Genomic DNA, 17,054 nt, shown 5'->3' on the forward strand with positions numbered 1-17,054 from the left:
TCCCCTACTCCAAACTTCAGAGCTGTAGGCTGCGGAACAGAAAAAGCGCCGCCGGCCGGGGACGGGCACGGCGGCAATGACGGGAGGTCTTAGACCTCCATCAGCTCGTTTTCCTTATTTTCTACCAGCTTGTCCACCTGCTCGATGTAGCCGGAAGTAATCTTTTCCATTTCCTTTTCCGCTGCGATGACCTCGTCCTCGCCGGCGTCGCCGTCCTTCTGCAGCTTCTTCAACTGCTCCATGGCCTTGCGGCGAATATTACGGATAGCAATCTTGCCGTCCTCGCCCTTGCTCTTGGCCAGCTTCACCATTTCCTTACGACGCTCCTCCGTCAGCTGTGGAACGGTCACGCGCAGAACCTGACCATCGTTGGTGGGATTCACGCCCAAATCCGAGTTGCGGATGGAGTTTTCAATCTCATGAATCATGGACTGCTCATAAGGCTTGATGAGCAGCATGCGCGGTTCCGGTACGGAAATGGTAGCCATCTGGGTAATCGGGGTAGGTACACCGTAGTATTCGGCTACCAAGCCGTTGAACATAGTGGGATTCGCGCGGCCGGTACGAATGGTCACTAGCTGCTCGCGGGTGTGCTCGACGGAAGCGGTCATGTGCTCTTCTGCTTCGAGCTGAATCTCATCGATCATGAGGTTAAATCATCCTTAAACGAATAGGGGTGGCTGTATAAAAAGGTAGCAGGTTCGCAGCCCTTACAGTATTAGGACTGCACCAGCGTGCCGATAACTTCACCGCCGGCGGCGCGGGCGATATTACCTTCTTCCAGCAGGTTAAAGACCAAAATTGGCATATCATTGTCCATGCACAGGCTAAAGGCCGTGGCATCCGCAACCTTAAGGCCCTTTTCAATAACCTCACGCGGAGTGATTTCAGAGTACAGTTCCGCATCCGGGTTGGTGCGTGGGTCATCGGAGTAGACACCGTCGACTGCCTTGGCCAAGAAAAGAACCTCGGCACCAATTTCCAGGGCGCGCTGCGCGGCAGTGGTATCCGTGGAGAAGTACGGCATGCCCATGCCGGCGCCAAAGATAACCACACGGCCCTTTTCCAGGTGGCGGTCAGCGCGCAGCGGCAGGTACGGCTCGGCAATCTGCGCCATGTTGATGGAGGTCTGCACGCGGCAGTCCACGCCTTGCTGCTTGAGGAAGTCCTGCAGTGCGAGGGAATTCATTACCGTGCCCAGCATGCCCATGTAGTCCGAGCGAGCACGATCCATGCCGCGCTGGGAAAGCTCGGCGCCGCGGAAGAAGTTTCCGCCACCGATAACCACTGCAATCTCGATTCCCTGGCGGGAAACCTCGGCGATTTGGCGGGCTACGTTTTCAACCACATCTGGGTCGATGCCGACCTTGCCGCCGCCAAACATCTCACCGCCCAGCTTCAGCATTACTCGCTTGTATCCGGTTCGCTTAATTTCTGCAGCAGTCACGCCTACTTCGTCTCCTTAACGCGGGGCAGTTTCAATCTCCGCCCTATCTTACCCATATATCTTTCGCTTCCTCACACCGCCTGCCGGTGCAAGCCAGTAGGCAATTGCTACGTGCCGGTCCCTCTCCTGCGGATAGACAATCCGCACTAGTCGGCACGGTAAGCGCACAACAAAGCCCACGAAGGATAGTCCTTCGTGGGCTAGTCGTTAAAACGGGGGTGGGCTTAAGCGCCAACCTCGTAGCGAACGAAGCCGGTGATGGTGGTGCCAGCTTCTTCAGCAACCTGCTTTACGGTCTTCTTGTTATCAGACAGGGAAGCCTGCTCCAGCAGAACGATGGACTTGAAGAAGCCGTTCAGGCGGCCTTCCACGATCTTCGGCAGGGCTGCCTCTGGCTTGCCCTCCTCACGAGTGGTGGCCTCAGCGATCTCGCGCTCCTTTTCAACGATCTCTGCAGGAACGTCCTCGCGGGTGAGGTACTCAGCGTTCATGGCAGCAATCTGCAGGGCTGCAGCGTGAGCGCCTTCCTCGCTGCCCTCGTAGGAAACCAACACGCCCACTGCTGGCGGCAGGTCAGCGGAACGCTGGTGCAGGTAAACGGCAACGTTGTCGCTCTCTACGGTAACCGCACGGCGTGCCTGCAGCTTCTCACCGGTCTTTGCGGACTCCTCGTCCACGACCTCGGAGACCTTCTTGCCGTCGATCTCAATGTTGTTGAGCTCGTCAGCGGAGTTTGCCTTGGCCTCAGCAGCAGCGTCAGCAATCTTGGCTGCGAAGATCTTGAAAGCCTCGTTCTTAGCAACGAAGTCGGTCTCACAGTTGATCTCGACCATGGTGTTGCCAGAAACGGCGATGAGGCCCTCGGTAGCCTCACGGTCAGCGCGCTTGGAGACGTTCTTAGCGCCCTTGATGCGCAGGTACTCAACGGCCTTATCGTAGTCGCCGTTGGACTCTTCCAGAGCCTTCTTGCAATCGAGCATGCCGGAGCCGGTAGCTTCGCGCAGTGCCTTGACGTCTGCAGCAGTGTAGTTCGCCATAGTTGGGGCGATCCTCCTTGAAAATCAAACAGTGTTCGTTCAAACAGCGTAGTCGACGCGGTGAAATCGCGCCGCTTTAGGGTGGCAGAAACCACCCCTTCCCACCTATGTATGAAAGTGGAGCTGGTTTCAGCAGCACCCAGCATAGATAAAACCAACCCCCGCCGCCGTTACAGCACGGTGGCGGGGGTTGGTAAACAGCCTTGGGCAGGAATTACTCCCTTGCTGCCCCACACCAAAAGTGCGTGGGGTATTCAGTTAAACGCAGGTGAGGAAAATTCCTAGCGAGAAGCTAAGACTACTTCTCGGCCTTGTCTGCGGATGCTTCCTCAGACTTTTCCGCGGAAGCCGGGTCGGAAGCTGCGGCAGCCGCCTCAGCATCGCGCTTTTCCTTCTCAGCGGAATCGCCGGCAGCTTCCTTAGCTGCAGCCAGCTGGCGCTCCTCGCGCGCCTTCTTGCCTTCCTCTACAGCGGAAGCAACGATGCCGGAAAGCAGCTTGGTGGAGCGGATGGCGTCGTCGTTGCCTGGGATCGGGAAGTCAACTTCATCCGGATCACAGTTGGTGTCCAAGATGGCGACTACCGGAATATTCAGCTTACGAGCTTCCTTAACCGCAATGTGCTCCTTGTTAGTATCAACAATCCACAGTGCGGATGGGGTCTTGGCCATATCGGAGATGCCACCCAGAACGCGCTCGAGCTTGGCGCGCTCACGGTTGAGCATGAGAACTTCCTTCTTGGTGCGGCCCTTGTAGCCGTCCTCACGCTCATCCATTGCCTGAAGCTCCTTCATGCGCTTCAGACGCTTGGAAACGGTCTGGAAGTTGGTGAGCATGCCGCCCAACCAGCGGTGGTTGACGTAAGGCATACCGACGCGGGTAGCTTCCTCAGCAACTGCTTCCTGAGCCTGCTTCTTGGTACCAACGAACAGGATGGTGCCGCCGTGTGCAACGGTTTCCTTGACGAACTCATAAGCCTCGTCAATGTAGGTCAGCGTCTGCTGCAGGTCGATGATGTAGATGCCGTTACGGTCGGTGAAGATGAAACGACGCATCTTCGGATTCCAGCGACGGGTCTGGTGACCAAAGTGCACACCAGCGTCGAGGAGCTCGCGCATGGTTACAACTGCCATGATTCGCTCGCTTTCTTTTATCTTGTCTTTCGGTTTTCCAGTTGTGCGGTGTTTTATTCCGCACCCTAGCAACGAAGGCCCCGCTGACACCTTGTTTCCAAGGACCACGTCAACCGTCAGGCTGTCTCTTCCTTCCAGCAGGAAGCGACAACTTCGCCGCGCGTAGTCAATGCCTCCACGAGGTGGACACACTGCTGCCCCAAAGAATAATCCCCTTACGCTGGTTTTTCCAAACCGAAGACAGCTTATCCACAACTTTGCCGCAGCCACATTGCATCAATCGTCACAACCGGCTCAATCACATCACGCAACCCAAGTTGTCCACAGCTAAAAGAGAACGGACTCCCGAAACGCTTCTTTCCGGCTGACACTGTGCCCATGAATCAGTTCCTTTCCCCCTCCGCATTTCCTGCTTGCCGACGCCCCACCTTCCTCCCCACCACTTTCCTCACCCTTCTTTCGCTTCTTATTCTGTGTTGCCCACCGGCCACGGCCTATGTCGACCCTGCTTCCGGAAAACCTAGCCCGGCGCGGGTGTTGCGTGGATTCGACGCCCCAGAACAAAAGTGGAGTCCTGGCCACCGCGGCGTCGACATGGCCCTATCAGTAGGCTCGCCGGTAGTAGCCGCCGAAGACGGCGAAGTCGCCTTTGTGGGCACGGTGGCCGGCAAACCAGTTGTCTCCATTGCCCACGCGGATGGAGTGAGAACGACGTATCAGCCCGTGCACGGCTCCGTAAAGCAGGGCCAAGAAGTCCGCGAGGGCCAAGTGATAGGCCGTTTAGGCAATCCCGTCGATGGCTATCCCGGACTGCACTGGGGTGCACTCATCGCAAAAGATACCTACATCGATCCTTTAACTCTGCTGGATATGCCGGTAATTCGTCTCAAACCACTTTAGGCCCGGGGATGGGCTTGATCGTATACGCGCTGCAAGCGCTGCGCGGATACGTGGGTATAAATCTGTGTGGTATTAAGCGAGGAGTGCCCCAGCAGTTCTTGCACTACGCGCAAATCTGCCCCGCCTTCCAAAAGGTGGGTTGCGGCAGAGTGGCGCACCCCGTGCGGGGTAAGCCCCTGTGTACCAGTGACTTTGGCGGCCTTTTCTACAATGCGGCGCACCTGGCGTTGATCGATGCGCCCTCCCCTGCTGCCAACAAAAACCGCTTCAGTTTCAGCCGTGGCGATTTCTCCACGGCCCTTGTCAATCCACTGCTTTAAAGCGTCTTCCGCTGCGTGCCCGAAAGGCACTACGCGCTGCTTATTGCCCTTACCGGTGACATGCAAGGTACCGCGTTGAAAATCAATATCGCCTAGGTCCAGCCGGACCAACTCCGCCACGCGCATACCGGAGGCATAGAGCAACTCCAAGATGGCGCTATCGCGAAGAAAGTGGACTTCATCTGCAGAGACCGCATTGCCCATAAGCTCGCCGGCCTGCTCCGGAGCGAGAACCGTTGGAAGGTGACGCCCCACCTTGGGCGTAACTAAGCGGGCAGCAACGTCTCGCTTAAGGTGCCCTTCGCGCACTGCCCAAGTAGAAAATCCCTTCGCTGCCGCGGTGCGCCGTGCCAGGGTGGAACGCGATTTTCCTTCCGCAACAGCCTCGGCCAACCATTGGCGCAGGCTGTTGAGATCAAACTCCGCGAAGGTCGGCACGCTGCGTGCAAGGTCGCGCAAGTCGGAGCGATACCCGCGCACCGTCGCTTCTGCGCGGCCTTTGACATGTAGTTGGAAATCCGCGAAGTCCTCAATGGCCTCAGCCATCTGCCCCTCAACTTTCGGAGCCTTCGCGGACTTTCCTTCTTCACTCATGCCACAGCAGTGTACTCGCCATACGCAGGTGCCATTTATTCCGTTTCCCGGCGCGCCCAAGTATTGCCATGCCGGACGACAACGCACATCTTTTCCAGCGCCAGCAGTAAGTGAACTGTCAGCGGTAAACGGAATCCCGCTTCTCGGGCAATGTCTTCTGCCGTTGCTTTTTCCTGTCCTAACGGTGGCGTCGCGTCAAAGACGCGCAACTCATTGCGGGAGAGGCGTTGGGTCATGGTTGCCGCAAAATTGATTTCGTACTGTGCACCTGGGTCTACTTCCCCGGCGCGACTTACTAGAGCGCGAATCTCATCAGCACTGGTAACCAGCTGTGCACGGCCTTCTTGAATGCGCTGGTGGCAGCCCAACGAGCCGCTAGTAGTTATCGGCCCCGGCACCGCCATCGCAACTCGCCCAAGCGCTTCTGCCCAGTTGAGGGTATTCAATGCGCCAGATCGAAATGCCGCCTCCATAACGACGGTGCCGTGGCTCAACGCTGCCACTAAGCGATTGCGCGTTAAGAACCGGTGGCGCTTCGGCGCGGTTTCCGGCGCGAATTCAGAGATGATGCAACCATTGTCCGCAATCTTGGCGAATAAGTTGGCATTGCGGGCTGGGTAATCCCTATCGATGCCACACGCTGCTATGGCTACCGTGCGCCCGTTGTTGTGCAACGCTGTTTCGTGAGCGACGGTATCCACTCCCAGCGCGCCGCCTGATATTGGAGTCCATTCATGCTGAACCAATCCGGACACGACGTTTTGGGTGGCCTGCCAGCCATAGCGAGAAATGGCACGAGTACCGACGATGGCCACAGCTTGAGCAACCTCTGCCTGCAATGGCGCACCGCGCACCCACAGGCTATGCGGCGGCAATGCTTGGTCATCAAAAGTAGCTGGGGCCTCCCCGCTGTGCTGATAGAAACCGAATGCAGTGTCAAACTCCTCTGTGGGCCACTCTGGGCTTTCTGCCGTAATGAGCCGGGCCCCAACTTTTTCGGCTGCCGCCATATCTTCGGCTTGCCGCAACCAGTCATAGCGGGAGGCCGTGCGCGCCAAAAGCGGGCCTATCCAGTCGGCGCGATTGTAGATTCCGTGGGCGATTTCCTCAGCTGGGTATTGCGTGAGCAGGGCCTGCAATGCAGCAGAGGGGCCTTCCACCACCCGATTGAGATATACCCAGGTCGCATACGGAGTAGAAAGGTCAAGTTCGCTCATGCTGCGAGCCTCCCGACGTTAATTGAGCCGCGTAGATCGAGCGCGCGCCCCACTTCATCCAGGTCCGGCTGCGCCTTTCCTGCTAGATCGGCCAGAGTCCAGGAGAGCTTCAATACGCGGTCCACTCCGCGCTGGGATATATCGCCTTCAGCCAAGTAGGCAGACAACATGACCATCGCAGCCTCCGCAGCGGGCCTCTTTCGGCGCAAATAGGACGAAGGAACTTCCCCATTGGTGCGCGCGGTGATGCCATCCGCCCACCAGCGCGCGGCGGCACGCTCACGGGCTGCGGCGACGCGCTCGGCGATGACTGCGGATTCCTCTTCACCGTCGGCGTTAATTGTTGCCGCCTGCCCGCTTAAGGTGACCACCATATCCAGACGGTCTCGCAACGGTCCGGAGAGGTTGGAGAGGTAGTTCATCCGTTCATGGGGATTGCACCTGCACTTGGATGGATCTTCGGCCGCACACCTGCACGGGTTTGCCGCCATGACCAATTGGAAGCGAGCAGGATAGGTAACCTCGCGGCGCGAGCGCGCCAACCGCACGTGTCCTTCCTCCAGTGGTGCACGCAGACCATCGAGTACTGGCGCGGCTACCTCACTGGCCTCGTCGAGAAAGAGCACACCATTGTGAGCCAAACTCACCGCACCAGGGCGCGGATGTCCGGAACCGCCGCCAAGTAATGCCGCCCGAGTAACTGAGGCATGTGGGGCGATGAACGGGGCACGCTCGATGATCTCACCTGGGGTTCCGGTAAGCGAATGAATTGCGGTGGTTTCGACCTGCTGATCTGGGGTAAGGGCAGGCAGGATGGTGGGCAGGCGCGAGGCGATCATGGACTTTCCTGACCCAGGCGGCCCAATCATCATCAGGTGATGGCCACCGGCTGCAGCAACCTCGGCAGCCCATTTGGCATTAGCTTGGCCAGCGATATCGCTAAAGTCGAGTCGCGACCCCGCCGCAGGCGCGGGGCTGAGCGACCCCGAAAAGCTCGCCGCCTGCGGCAGCCCACGATTACCGCAGGCCCATCCGAAAGCCTCCTTCAAAGACGAAGCAACCAGTACGTCCATGTCCGGCACCAATGTGGCCTCGGCGGCATTGCCAGGTGGCACAACGAGAGTTGTAATTCCTTGTTCCCGTGCGGCCAGAAGAGCGGGGATAATGCCTGCTACAGGCCGGACGGAGCCGTCGAGACCGAGCTCGCCTAAGACCAAGGTGCGCTGGAGACGTTGGACGGGCGAGGGAGTACTGCCATAAGACGGGAAGTCGGCCTCCGCCTGTGCCACGAGGATCGCAAGCGCTATGGGTAGGTCAAAGTGGGACCCGGATTTGGGAAGCGACGCCGGGGACATGGAGACCACCACTTTGGTCTTGGGCCAGGGCAGATGGGAATTAAAGGCTGCGGTCCTGATCCTATCCCGAGATTCGGAGATTGCGGTATCCGTCTGGCCTACAACGTGTACCCCTGGCAGCCCGTGGCCAACGTTTGCTTCTACCTCAACTAACTGAGCTAGGACTCCGTTTAAGGACATGGTCAAACAATTACCTAGAGCCATCTTCAACCCCCTTGAAGTGTTCCAGCGCAAACCCCTGTCCGCGCGCGACCAAGGCAATGACGTCGAATCGCACCTCAGACAATGGCTTTCCATCGAGCCACTGCGCCGCGGCTTTGCGCAGTCGTGCGAGCTTCTGCGGGGTTACGGCCTCAGCTACCCCGTAGCGGGAATTGGCGCGGGTCTTAACCTCAACAAAGACGATGGTTCCGTCCGCCTCCCGGGCAATGAGGTCGATTTCTCCCACCCGATAAGAGACGTTAGCGGCGATTATTTCTGCCCCACGTTCGCGCAGATAGCGCGCTGCAAAGGCCTCTCCCCTTTTACCTAAGACTTGTTTATGACGAGGCTTCTTCGTGACCAAGCGGTGTTCTGAACTAAAGTGCATTGCGGTTTATCCTTGTGCGTCGAGAAATTCATTGGCTAGCACAGGACACCGCAGGTGAAAGGGCCTACACAAGGGACACACAAGCAAAAAGACCCTAGCTGTGGATAACTACGCTCTGCAGCGCTTTTATCCACAGCTAGGGTACGGCGCTGTGTGCACCGGCTTGACAAAGTTATTCCGGCATCATGAATTCCGGCTTATCCAGCTCCTCGATATTGACATCCTTGTATGTAATAACGCGGACGTAGCTCACAAAGCGCGCGGAGCGGTACATATCCCATACCCAAGCATCAGACATGCGTACCTCGTAGTAGACATCAGGCCCAGAGGTATGCGGAATAAGCTCTACCGCATTAGCCAGATAAAAGCGCCGCTCAGTTTCAACGACATAGGAAAACTGGCTGACAACGTCCCGGTACTCGCGGTAGAGAGACAGCTCTACCTCAGCCTCGTAGTTATCGAGTTCCTCTGCACTCACGGTGGACCTCCAGGTTGTGGGTTAGCTCGCTTTAGCTTAGCGCGAGAAGCGCTAGTTTCTAGCTAGGCACGCGCGGCAAAATCCGCATGAGCGCGGCGGACATTCTCATAGCTCATCCGGTGCTCCGGGCACGCTCCAAGCGCCGCGATTGCGGCCTCATGCGCCTTGGTTCCGTACCCCTTATGGCTGGCTAACCCGTAGCCGGGGTACCGCGCATCCAGCTCGTGCATCAGGTGGTCGCGGCTGACTTTGGCCAGCACACTCGCCGCGGCGATACACCGCGCGGCCGCATCGCCGCCGATAATGGGCAGGTGGGGTTGGGTGAGGCCGGGGATAAAGAGGGCGTCGGTAAGCACATAGCCCGGACGTACCTCCAGGCGCGCAACTGCCCTGCGCATGCCGGAAATATTGGCGTGCTGGATGCCGCGCTTATCGATGTCCCCCGCACCAATATGCACCACAGACCAGCCCACAGCCTTGTCTTTAATGAGTGGAAAAAGCTTCTCGCGTTGTTTGGGGGTGAGCTTCTTGGAGTCAGTAAGTTCCGACAACTCCTTGATCGGCCGATCGGGCATCACACAAGCTGCGATGGTGATTGGTCCACAGCAGGCACCGCGCCCAGCCTCGTCTACGCCGGCTACCGGGCCTAAACCGGCCTTGTTCAATGCGACCTCGTAGGTGCGTCGCTGTTTAAGCCGCCGCATGCGAGATTTCCGGGTGTTCCACCCCGCCCCAACGCGAAAGCGGCAAAATGATGGCCTCGACGCGCCCGCGGACATTGTCGACCGGCACGGTGCCCTGCAGGTGGTCACCCAAGTGCGCACGGGAATCGAGGGAGTTGGTGCGATTATCACCCATCACCCAAAGGTTTCCTTCGGGGACGGTGACCGGGCCAAAATACTCTCCGCCACACTCTCGCGAACCCACCCTGGGGTCTACGGGAATCTCCGGCGGATCGAGGACGAAGGATTGGTCAATGGGCTTTCCATCCACCATGACCGCAGGATCGCCCGCCTGACAGCTCACCGTCTGCCCCTCGGTAGCAATGACGCGCTTGACAAGAATATTTTCCCCATTGGGAAGCAGCCCTACGGCCGCCAGAGCATTTTGGGCCCCGCGCACGAAAATATTGTGCGAACGATTGACCTCAAACTCGTTATTCCACGACTCGGGCCCTTCAAAAACCACCACTTCCCCGGGCTTTGGGTCCGTGAAGTAATAGCTGACCTTTTGCACGGCGATACGATCGTTTTTGCAGCCAGGACACCCGTGCAGGGTCGGTTCCATCGACGCAGAAGGAATGACATACATCCGCCCCACCAGCGCCTGCAGGAGCACCAGCAGGACAAAGCCTGCCACCACGGGGAGGAGAAAATCCCGGGTGCGCAGGCGTTGGGAGGAAGGCTTATTCCTGAATGTCCGGGTCATCGACCCCACCAATGCGGGTAAACGGCCAGAATACGAATTTCACCTTGCCACGGACGTTTTCTACTGGAACCGTGCCGTGGAACTTATCGGTCATGTGGTAGCGCGAATCGGCCGAAGCAGTACGGTTATCGCCCATCACCCAGATGTTGTCCTCTGGGACCTCGACGGGACCAAAGTACGGACCACCACAGGCCTCCGAGCCGGTCGACTCATCTACCGGATACGTTGGTGGATCTTGCACGTAGTCCTGCTCGATGGGTTTGCCATCTACCATGACAGCAGGATCGCCCTCCTGGCAGGACACCGTCTGTCCGCCAGTAGCAACCACACGCTTGACCAGAGTATTTTCGTCTGGCGGTGCCAAGGATACGAAGCTCAACGCATCCTGTACACCGTGAATTACCGGATTGGACGAGCGCGGCGAGACGTAGCTGGAATTCCAGTCCTCGGTACCTTTAAACAACCGTAGTAAGAGATCTTTTCCGTAAAGATACGGTCATTTGTGCAGCCCTCGCAGCCGTGCAGAGTCGGCTCCATCGAGCCCGATGGGATCACATACTGCCGGCCGATAAAGTTCTGGAATAGTCCGACGATCACGAGAACCGTAGCCACGACCAGAAGGGTTTCCAGCAGCCACGGCATTTCTTTCTTCTTAGTCGCCTCTTTGCCTTGCTGGGTGGCCTCGCCCTGTACGGGGTGGGCCCCCTCGCCTTCCGGCGACTGTTCCTGCGAGATGCTGTCTTTATTCACGCGCTAGATCCTAGCAACCCCATGTCCGATTTCCGGCCTTATCCCCCTCGCGGCAGGAGGATTCACAGACAACTTTCCGTTTAGATCAGGGCTTCCAACTGTGAATTGAGCAAAATTGGGCATTGAAAAATCCCCTTCCACCCACAGCAGGGTGCAAGGGGAAACTGGCGCGCGGCGCGCTAGTACTAGCGACGCTCCTTGATGCGAGCCTTCTTGCCGCGCAGATCGCGCAGGTAGTAGAGCTTCGCACGACGGACGCGGCCACGGCGGGAGACCTTGATGGACTCCAGGTTCGGGGAGTGAACCGGGAAGGTACGCTCAACGCCGATACCGAAGGAGACCTTACGGACGGTGAAGGTCTCACGGATGCCGGAGCCCTGACGACGGATGCAGATGCCCTTGAAGAGCTGTGCACGCTCGTTGTTGCCCTCGATAACCTTTACGTTAACGTCGAGGGTATCGCCTGGGCGGAAGGACGGGATATCGTCGCGCAGCTGTGCTGCATCGACCTTGTCAATAATGTTGGACATGCCAATATTCCTTTTCAGTTTGGGACAGAGGACCCTAGCGGCGTACTGCCTAACCGGTTCGTGCCCGTTACATAGAACGGTGCACTATTTTTCCACATACGCCAGCCGGAACCAAATTCTCATATCGCACGCTGCCTTGCCCGACCACGATTTTTCACCGCGGTGAGAGGCAGCTAGAAGCCTGCCTTCTTCAGAGCATCGGCCATAGCTCCGCCACCGCCGGCGCTGCCTGCACCACCCGTGCGGCCGCGCGAGCCGCCCCGGGATCCACGCCCAGATTTGTGGCCAGAGCGCTTTCCGCCTCCCCCGCCACCGGACTTGGCGGAACCGCGTGGAGAATCACCGCGGCGTTTAGGGGCGGGCTGCCCCGGTTCATCATCCAAACGGAGGGAGAGACCGATGCGCTGGCGCTCCACATCAACCTCCATGACCTTCACCTTGACCACCTGGCCAGAGCGCACGACCTCGTGCGGATCGGAGACAAATTTGTGGCTCATGGCAGAAACGTGGACGAGGCCATCCTGGTGGACTCCGACGTCCACGAAGGCGCCAAATGCCGCCACGTTTGTCACCGTGCCCTCAAGAATCATGCCCGGGGTGAGATCGGAGACTTTATGTACGCCTTCTTTAAAGGTGGCGGTCTTGAACTCAGGGCGCGGGTCGCGTCCGGGTTTATCCAGCTCGGCGATGATATCGGTCACCGTAGGAATGCCGAAAGTCTCGTCTGCAAAGTCTGCTGGCGCCAGCGTGCTGAGTACGCGGGTATTGCCAATAAGTTCAGAAATACCCAGACCCGTCTTCTCCGCGATGCGGGAGACGACAGGATAGGCCTCCGGGTGTACGGCAGAGGAATCCAGCGGATCGGTACCGCCGCTGATGCGGAGAAAGCCCGCAGACTGCTCGAAGGCCTTAGGCCCCAGACGCGGTACCTTCTTCAGTTCCTTGCGGGAAGCAAAAGAACCGTGTTCATTGCGGTAGGCCACAATATTGGCGGCGATGGTGGAATTGACACCCGCCACGCGCTCAAGCAGCGGGACGGAAGCGGTATTGAGATCTACGCCCACACCGTTTACCGCACTTTCCACGACGCCATCAAGGGTGCGAGCGAGCGCGGTCTGGTTAACGTCGTGCTGGTACTGCCCCACACCAATAGCCTTAGGATCGATCTTGACCAACTCAGCCAAAGGATCCTGCAAGCGGCGAGCGATGGAAACCGCACCGCGCAGCGAGACATCCATGTCGGGGAATTCCTCCGCTGCAAGCGGCGAAGCTGAGTAGACCGAGGCGCCGGACTCCGAAACCACCACAGGAGTGGGTCGCTGACCCCCAGCTTGCTTGATAAGGTCCGCAATTTCCTGGGCAAGCTTCTCGGTCTCACGGGAGGCGGTGCCGTTGCCGATGGCCATAAGGTCTACAGAATGCTTGGCGCACAGGGTCGACAGCGTCTGAACTGCTTGACTCCACTGGTTCTGCGGCTGATGCGGGTAGACAATGGCGGTATCGAGCACCTTGCCGGTTTTGTCCACTACCGCACACTTCACACCATTGCGATAACCCGGATCCAAGCCGATGGTGGCACGCTGGCCAGCAGGTGCCGCGAGCAGCACGTCGCGCAAATTGGTGGCAAAGATCTTCAGCGCGCCTTCCTCCGCAATCTCTTTCAGCCGCATGCGAACGTCCAGGCTGGAGGAAATATAGAGCTTGGTGCGCCAGCCCCAATGGACGGCGTCGGCAAGCCATTTGGAGGAGCGATCCAGCTCGAAGCGGGGGGCGATTACATCCTCGTAATCGGCGTCATCGCCGGCATCTAGTTGCAGCTGCAGCACTCCCTCATTCTCGCCACGCAGCAGCGCCAAAATGCGGTGCGAAGGCAGCTTGTGGAAGGGCTCGTTGAAATCGAAGTAATCCTTAAACTTCGCGCCTTCGGCTTCCTTGCCCTCAATAACGTGCGCGCCCATGGAGCCTTCAGTGAACATACGCTCGCGTACTTCACCCACCAGATCCGCGTCGAGCGCGAAGCGGTCCACCAAGATGGCCCGGGCGCCGTCGAGAGCCTTCTTGGTATCCTCAAAGCCCTCGGTGGTAAAGGCCTGTGCCAACTCTTCTGGAGCGGCGTTGGGATCCGCAATGAGCTTATCGGTCAGCTCCTCAAGGCCGGCTTCGCGGGCAATATCGGCCTTGGTTTTGCGGCGCTTCTTATACGGCAGATACAAATCTTCTAGGCGCGCTTTGGTCTCGCAGGCAAGGATTTGCTCCTTGAGGGCGTCGCCAAGCTTGCCCTGCTCTTCAATCGCCGCAAGGATGGTCTCCTTGCGCTCCTGTAGTTCCTTTAGATAGTTCGCGCGCTCTTCAATGGTGCGCAGCTGGGAGTCATCCAGCCCACCGGTGGCCTCCTTGCGGTAGCGGGCGATAAAGGGCACTGTATTGCCCTCCGCAAGCAGCTGCAACGCGGTAGAAACCTGCGATTCCTTGACGTTGAGCTCGGCGGCGATAGTGGCCGCAATATTCACGTGGTCTCCTCACTCTTTCTCGAGGTTTGGGATTAGACCCACCCAATTTACCGCACGGCCCCTCCACCGCCTTCGCTTGCCGACGCCCCCAAGACGCACAAAACCTCCTTTCCCCAGGAAGGAAAGGAGGTTGCTATGGTGCGTTCTTAGTAGATAACCACGCGGGCGTTATCGCCGCCGGAACAGGAAACGCGCGAAGAGCTGCCGGAGCAGTACATGGTGTAGGTACCACCGGTGGCCGGCGAGTAGACGCTCAAGGTAGTGCCGGTTCCGCCGCCAGCGACCCAGTTATTCATAAACGCGGTATAGACGTTGCTGGCAAAGCCGCTGGAGGTCTTGCTGGTAGCTGCATAGTAGCTAGTGAAGTCACTCCAAGAGTGCCCATTGCTGCTGCCAGAAGACGCTGCCTGTGCCGGCGCTGGTGCTGGGGCGTCCTTGGTCTTGGTCACCGTGACCGGGCTGGAATCTTCATCCTCATCCTCAGCATCGTCCTTGGACGAGGAACCGGAGTGCTTGCTAGATCCGGAGCCGGAGCCGCTATTGGCATCAGCCTGCTGGAATTGACTATCGGCGGCCGCGCTACTCGATGCATCATCCTTGGTATTGGTCACGAACATGATGACCATGCCTGCCACCGCGATGACCGCCACAATGGCTGCGATAATCGCGGCGATCGTGGCGCCACCTACGCCACCGCTTTGCTGCGGCTGGGAATATTACTGCTGATTGTACTGGGGCGGCTGTTGGTTATATCCACCGTAATTATTGCCGTTGGGAGCCGTCATATTGAAGGGATCACCTTGGGAATAGGAATCTGGAGGGGATGTCCCCTTTACTATAGCCCTAGAAGGCATATGCGCTGCAGTGTAGGCATGAAAAGAGCTAAATAGTTTTCCAGATTCCGCTTATAACCCAGAATCCGTCCGCCACACCGCCGGGGCACCAAGCCCCAACTCTGTAAAACCGATTTCCGCACTGCCCACCCACGAGGCTGCCGGCGGCAAGCAGTCTGCTACTAAGGAAGCCACTGTGGCCAGCGGCTGCGTGGTCTCTGCGTTTACGATGAGCCGCCACACCGGAATTCCTTGTGGCCACTGGCCGAATCTGAAGCGATATTCCTGCGCTAGCGGGCTGCTTTCAGTGCACTCCTCCGCTACTTGGAGAGCGAAAATGCTTAGCGGCTCAAAGCCTCGTGCCCGCAGCGTCTCCGGCAATGCTTCGAGGCTATTCTCCCACTCCTGGGTTACTAGGAGTACGGAGAGATCAGCGCTTACCTCCATTAGCCTTCACCCTGTGTGTTGGCTTCTTGTTCCAACTGCGAGATGAAGGCCTTGTCGTCCTTATCGAGCTCAGCCGCCTCCAAAAGTTCGGGACGGCGTTGCCACGTGCGCAGCAAAGCCTGTTCCCTCCGCCATGTGTCTACCAAACCGTGGTTTCCCGAGGTGAGCACGTCCGGCACGGCTAGGCCACGCCACTCTCGCGGCTTGGTATAGCTCGGGCCTTCCAAGAGACCATCAGAAAAAGAATCTTCCTCATGAGAGCGCTTATTTCCCAGCACACCGGGGATGAGTCGCACTACTGCCTCAGCAATCACCAACGTTGCCACTTCCCCACCGATCAACACATAATCGCCGATGGAAACCTCGCGCACGCGGTAGCGCCGAGCGGCGTCATCCACCACGCGCTGATCGATGCCCTCATAACGCCCGCAGGCAAAAACAATGTGCTCCTCATTGGACCACGCCCGCGCATCTGCTTGGCTAAACGGTTTTCCCGTTGGCGTCGGCACGATAAGCAGTGGGAGGTCGCTATCCTCATCGGCCGTGGCATCAACCGCATAGGCTTGTGCTTCTACCCCTTCTAATTCGTCGTGGCGCGGACGGTTTAGGTGTGGCAGCGCAGACTCTAAATTAGGCGCACTTTCCCGCGCGGCGACGCTATCGAGCGCCGGCCCCCAAACTTCTGGCTTCATAACCATGCCGGGGCCACCGCCGAACGGCGAGTCATCGACAGACTTATGCGCATCCGTAGCCCACTGCCGCAGGTCGTGCACACCTACTTCAAGGCGACCTTGTTCAATGGCCTTTCCCAAAAGCGCATGCCGCAACGGGTCTAGGTACTCCGGAAAGATGGTGATGACGTCAAGCCTCATAGGTCAAGCAGTCCTTCCGGCGGATCGATGGTGCACGTTCCAGCCTCCAGGTTCACCTCAGGAACAATGGCATGCACGAAGGGAATGAGCGCCTCCTTGCTGTTGTCGAGTTCTACCTCCAACAAATCCTGGCTTCCGCCGTGGATGACTGATGTGACCTTACCAACTTCCTTGCCAGCTAAAAGAACGCGCAGCCCTTCCAACTCATGGTCATAAAAGCCATCATCATCACTGTCGAGCGGAGCGGCAAAGAACTTAGTACCACGTAGGCTATCCGCCACTGTTCGGTCTTTAATCTCTTCAAAGGTAATGAGCAGCCTTCCCTTATGGCTCCGGACCGCCTTGATAGTTAGCGTGTGTTCCTTCTTGCCCTGCGTGCCATGAAGAACTTCCCCTACCGCAAAGCGCACCTCCGGTTCATCCGTAGTGGCTTCTACTACGACTTCACCTTTCACGCCGTGCGATTTAATCACGCGACCAATCATCAATTCCATAGCGGAAAGTCTACAACACAGACGTGCTGTCAAGGGGTGAATGCGCCACTTCGACCGGGAGGTAGTTGTGACGCGTTGGACTCCGAAGGATGTTAAGGATGCTGCTGTTGAGCGCGTGGTG

The 17,054-nt window shown here is 58.1% G+C and carries 18 protein-coding genes and 1 pseudogene; 1 reads left to right on the top strand and 18 read right to left on the bottom strand.

The features are described 5' to 3' along the window. Nucleotides 1-89 precede the first annotated feature (89 nt). The 4 genes from frr to rpsB all read right to left on the bottom strand — a co-directional run bounded on the left by frr (nt 90) and on the right by rpsB (nt 3,616). Entirely contained in the window at nt 90-647 is a 558-nt protein-coding gene (gene frr, locus BKN05_RS01340; protein ID WP_005325221.1) for a ribosome recycling factor, read from the bottom strand. A gap of 71 nt (nt 648-718) precedes the next feature. After that, nucleotides 719-1,405 carry a UMP kinase gene (gene pyrH, locus BKN05_RS01345; RefSeq protein ID WP_023027755.1) on the bottom strand — a complete coding sequence of 229 codons (687 nt, stop codon included), beginning with the start codon at nt 1,403-1,405 and terminating at the stop codon, nt 719-721. 266 nt (nt 1,406-1,671) lie between these two features. Then, the gene (tsf, locus tag BKN05_RS01350) at nt 1,672-2,484 is read right to left on the bottom strand and encodes a translation elongation factor Ts (protein WP_225746793.1); all 813 of its coding nucleotides are present in this window, start codon (nt 2,482-2,484) and stop codon (nt 1,672-1,674) included. A gap of 298 nt (nt 2,485-2,782) precedes the next feature. Next, complete coding sequence (rpsB, locus tag BKN05_RS01355; protein WP_049377474.1) at nt 2,783-3,616, bottom strand: 30S ribosomal protein S2; 834 nt, start codon at nt 3,614-3,616, stop codon at nt 2,783-2,785. A gap of 378 nt (nt 3,617-3,994) precedes the next feature. On the opposite strand from rpsB, the gene BKN05_RS01360 reads away from it, so the two are divergent. Beyond that, nucleotides 3,995-4,516, top strand: coding sequence for a M23 family metallopeptidase (locus BKN05_RS01360; protein ID WP_239273103.1), 522 nt, complete (start codon nt 3,995-3,997; stop codon nt 4,514-4,516). On the opposite strand, the gene BKN05_RS01365 is transcribed toward BKN05_RS01360, so the two are convergent. From BKN05_RS01365 to rimM, 14 genes and pseudogenes are all read right to left on the bottom strand, one after another. Then, the gene (locus tag BKN05_RS01365) at nt 4,513-5,430 is read right to left on the bottom strand and encodes a tyrosine recombinase XerC (protein WP_286687745.1); all 918 of its coding nucleotides are present in this window, start codon (nt 5,428-5,430) and stop codon (nt 4,513-4,515) included. The genes BKN05_RS01360 and BKN05_RS01365 overlap by 4 nt on opposite strands. 35 nt (nt 5,431-5,465) lie before the next feature. Further along, nucleotides 5,466-6,647 (bottom strand): DNA-processing protein DprA, encoded by a 1,182-nt coding sequence (gene dprA / locus BKN05_RS01370; RefSeq protein WP_198491628.1) that lies wholly within the window; start codon nt 6,645-6,647, stop codon nt 5,466-5,468. Next, nucleotides 6,644-8,206, bottom strand: a complete 1,563-nt coding sequence (locus tag BKN05_RS01375) for a YifB family Mg chelatase-like AAA ATPase (protein ID WP_286687746.1) — start codon at nt 8,204-8,206, stop codon at nt 6,644-6,646. Before BKN05_RS01375 ends, dprA begins: the two co-directional genes overlap by 4 nt. Then, nucleotides 8,193-8,591: a YraN family protein gene (locus BKN05_RS01380; protein WP_286687747.1), complete on the bottom strand. Its 399-nt coding sequence runs from the start codon at nt 8,589-8,591 to the stop codon at nt 8,193-8,195. Before BKN05_RS01380 ends, BKN05_RS01375 begins: the two co-directional genes overlap by 14 nt. Before the next feature lie 172 nt (nt 8,592-8,763). Further along, nucleotides 8,764-9,069: a DUF2469 domain-containing protein gene (locus BKN05_RS01385; protein ID WP_286687748.1), complete on the bottom strand. Its 306-nt coding sequence runs from the start codon at nt 9,067-9,069 to the stop codon at nt 8,764-8,766. Nucleotides 9,070-9,131: 62 nt separating this feature from the next. Then, entirely contained in the window at nt 9,132-9,773 is a 642-nt protein-coding gene (locus BKN05_RS01390; RefSeq protein ID WP_286687749.1) for a ribonuclease HII, read from the bottom strand. Then, complete coding sequence (lepB, locus tag BKN05_RS01395; protein ID WP_286687750.1) at nt 9,760-10,497, bottom strand: signal peptidase I; 738 nt, start codon at nt 10,495-10,497, stop codon at nt 9,760-9,762. The genes BKN05_RS01390 and lepB (BKN05_RS01395) overlap by 14 nt, the downstream gene beginning before the upstream one ends. Beyond that, nucleotides 10,475-11,247, bottom strand: a pseudogene (gene lepB, locus BKN05_RS01400) (signal peptidase I). Before lepB (BKN05_RS01400) ends, lepB (BKN05_RS01395) begins: the two are co-directional and overlap by 23 nt. A gap of 185 nt (nt 11,248-11,432) precedes the next feature. Next, a complete protein-coding gene (rplS, locus tag BKN05_RS01405) occupies nt 11,433-11,777 on the bottom strand; it encodes a 50S ribosomal protein L19 (protein ID WP_005325245.1) in 345 nt (114 codons plus the stop codon). Nucleotides 11,778-11,950: 173 nt separating this feature from the next. Continuing rightward, the gene (locus BKN05_RS01410) at nt 11,951-14,287 is read right to left on the bottom strand and encodes a Tex family protein (protein WP_286687751.1); all 2,337 of its coding nucleotides are present in this window, start codon (nt 14,285-14,287) and stop codon (nt 11,951-11,953) included. A 146-nt stretch (nt 14,288-14,433) separates the two neighbouring features. Then, on the bottom strand, nt 14,434-14,937 hold the full coding sequence (locus BKN05_RS01415; RefSeq protein WP_286687752.1) for a hypothetical protein: 504 nt from the start codon (nt 14,935-14,937) through the stop codon (nt 14,434-14,436). A gap of 255 nt (nt 14,938-15,192) precedes the next feature. Continuing rightward, a complete protein-coding gene (locus tag BKN05_RS01420; RefSeq protein ID WP_049377484.1) occupies nt 15,193-15,567 on the bottom strand; it encodes a hypothetical protein in 375 nt (124 codons plus the stop codon). Then, the gene (trmD, locus tag BKN05_RS01425) at nt 15,567-16,439 is read right to left on the bottom strand and encodes a tRNA (guanosine(37)-N1)-methyltransferase TrmD (protein WP_049377485.1); all 873 of its coding nucleotides are present in this window, start codon (nt 16,437-16,439) and stop codon (nt 15,567-15,569) included. Before trmD ends, BKN05_RS01420 begins: the two co-directional genes overlap by 1 nt. After that, nucleotides 16,436-16,933 carry a ribosome maturation factor RimM gene (gene rimM / locus BKN05_RS01430; protein WP_049377486.1) on the bottom strand — a complete coding sequence of 166 codons (498 nt, stop codon included), beginning with the start codon at nt 16,931-16,933 and terminating at the stop codon, nt 16,436-16,438. The genes trmD and rimM overlap by 4 nt, the downstream gene beginning before the upstream one ends. Nucleotides 16,934-17,054: the final 121 nt, after the last annotated feature.

This window comes from Corynebacterium sp. S5S1, from assembly GCF_001913985.1.
Taxonomy (GTDB): Bacteria; Actinomycetota; Actinomycetes; order Mycobacteriales; family Mycobacteriaceae; genus Corynebacterium; species Corynebacterium marquesiae.

Bases quoted from the DNA above. Each gene is read 5' to 3' on its own strand.
- frr (WP_005325221.1), bottom strand. From the start codon at position 647: ATGATCGATGAGATTCAGCTCGAAGCAGAAGAGCACATGACCGCTTCC.
- pyrH (WP_023027755.1), bottom strand. From the start codon at position 1,405: ATGCTGAAGCTGGGCGGTGAGATGTTTGGCGGCGGCAAGGTCGGCATC.
- tsf (WP_225746793.1), bottom strand. From the start codon at position 2,484: ATGGCGAACTACACTGCTGCAGACGTCAAGGCACTGCGCGAAGCTACC.
- rpsB (WP_049377474.1), bottom strand. From the start codon at position 3,616: ATGGCAGTTGTAACCATGCGCGAGCTCCTCGACGCTGGTGTGCACTTT.
- BKN05_RS01360 (WP_239273103.1), top strand. From the start codon at position 3,995: ATGAATCAGTTCCTTTCCCCCTCCGCATTTCCTGCTTGCCGACGCCCC.
- BKN05_RS01365 (WP_286687745.1), bottom strand. From the start codon at position 5,430: ATGAGTGAAGAAGGAAAGTCCGCGAAGGCTCCGAAAGTTGAGGGGCAG.
- dprA (WP_198491628.1), bottom strand. From the start codon at position 6,647: ATGAGCGAACTTGACCTTTCTACTCCGTATGCGACCTGGGTATATCTC.
- BKN05_RS01375 (WP_286687746.1), bottom strand. From the start codon at position 8,206: ATGGCTCTAGGTAATTGTTTGACCATGTCCTTAAACGGAGTCCTAGCT.
- BKN05_RS01380 (WP_286687747.1), bottom strand. From the start codon at position 8,591: ATGCACTTTAGTTCAGAACACCGCTTGGTCACGAAGAAGCCTCGTCAT.
- BKN05_RS01390 (WP_286687749.1), bottom strand. From the start codon at position 9,773: ATGCGGCGGCTTAAACAGCGACGCACCTACGAGGTCGCATTGAACAAG.
- lepB (WP_286687750.1), bottom strand. From the start codon at position 10,497: ATGACCCGGACATTCAGGAATAAGCCTTCCTCCCAACGCCTGCGCACC.
- rplS (WP_005325245.1), bottom strand. From the start codon at position 11,777: ATGTCCAACATTATTGACAAGGTCGATGCAGCACAGCTGCGCGACGAT.
- BKN05_RS01420 (WP_049377484.1), bottom strand. From the start codon at position 15,567: ATGGAGGTAAGCGCTGATCTCTCCGTACTCCTAGTAACCCAGGAGTGG.
- trmD (WP_049377485.1), bottom strand. From the start codon at position 16,439: ATGAGGCTTGACGTCATCACCATCTTTCCGGAGTACCTAGACCCGTTG.
- rimM (WP_049377486.1), bottom strand. From the start codon at position 16,933: ATGGAATTGATGATTGGTCGCGTGATTAAATCGCACGGCGTGAAAGGT.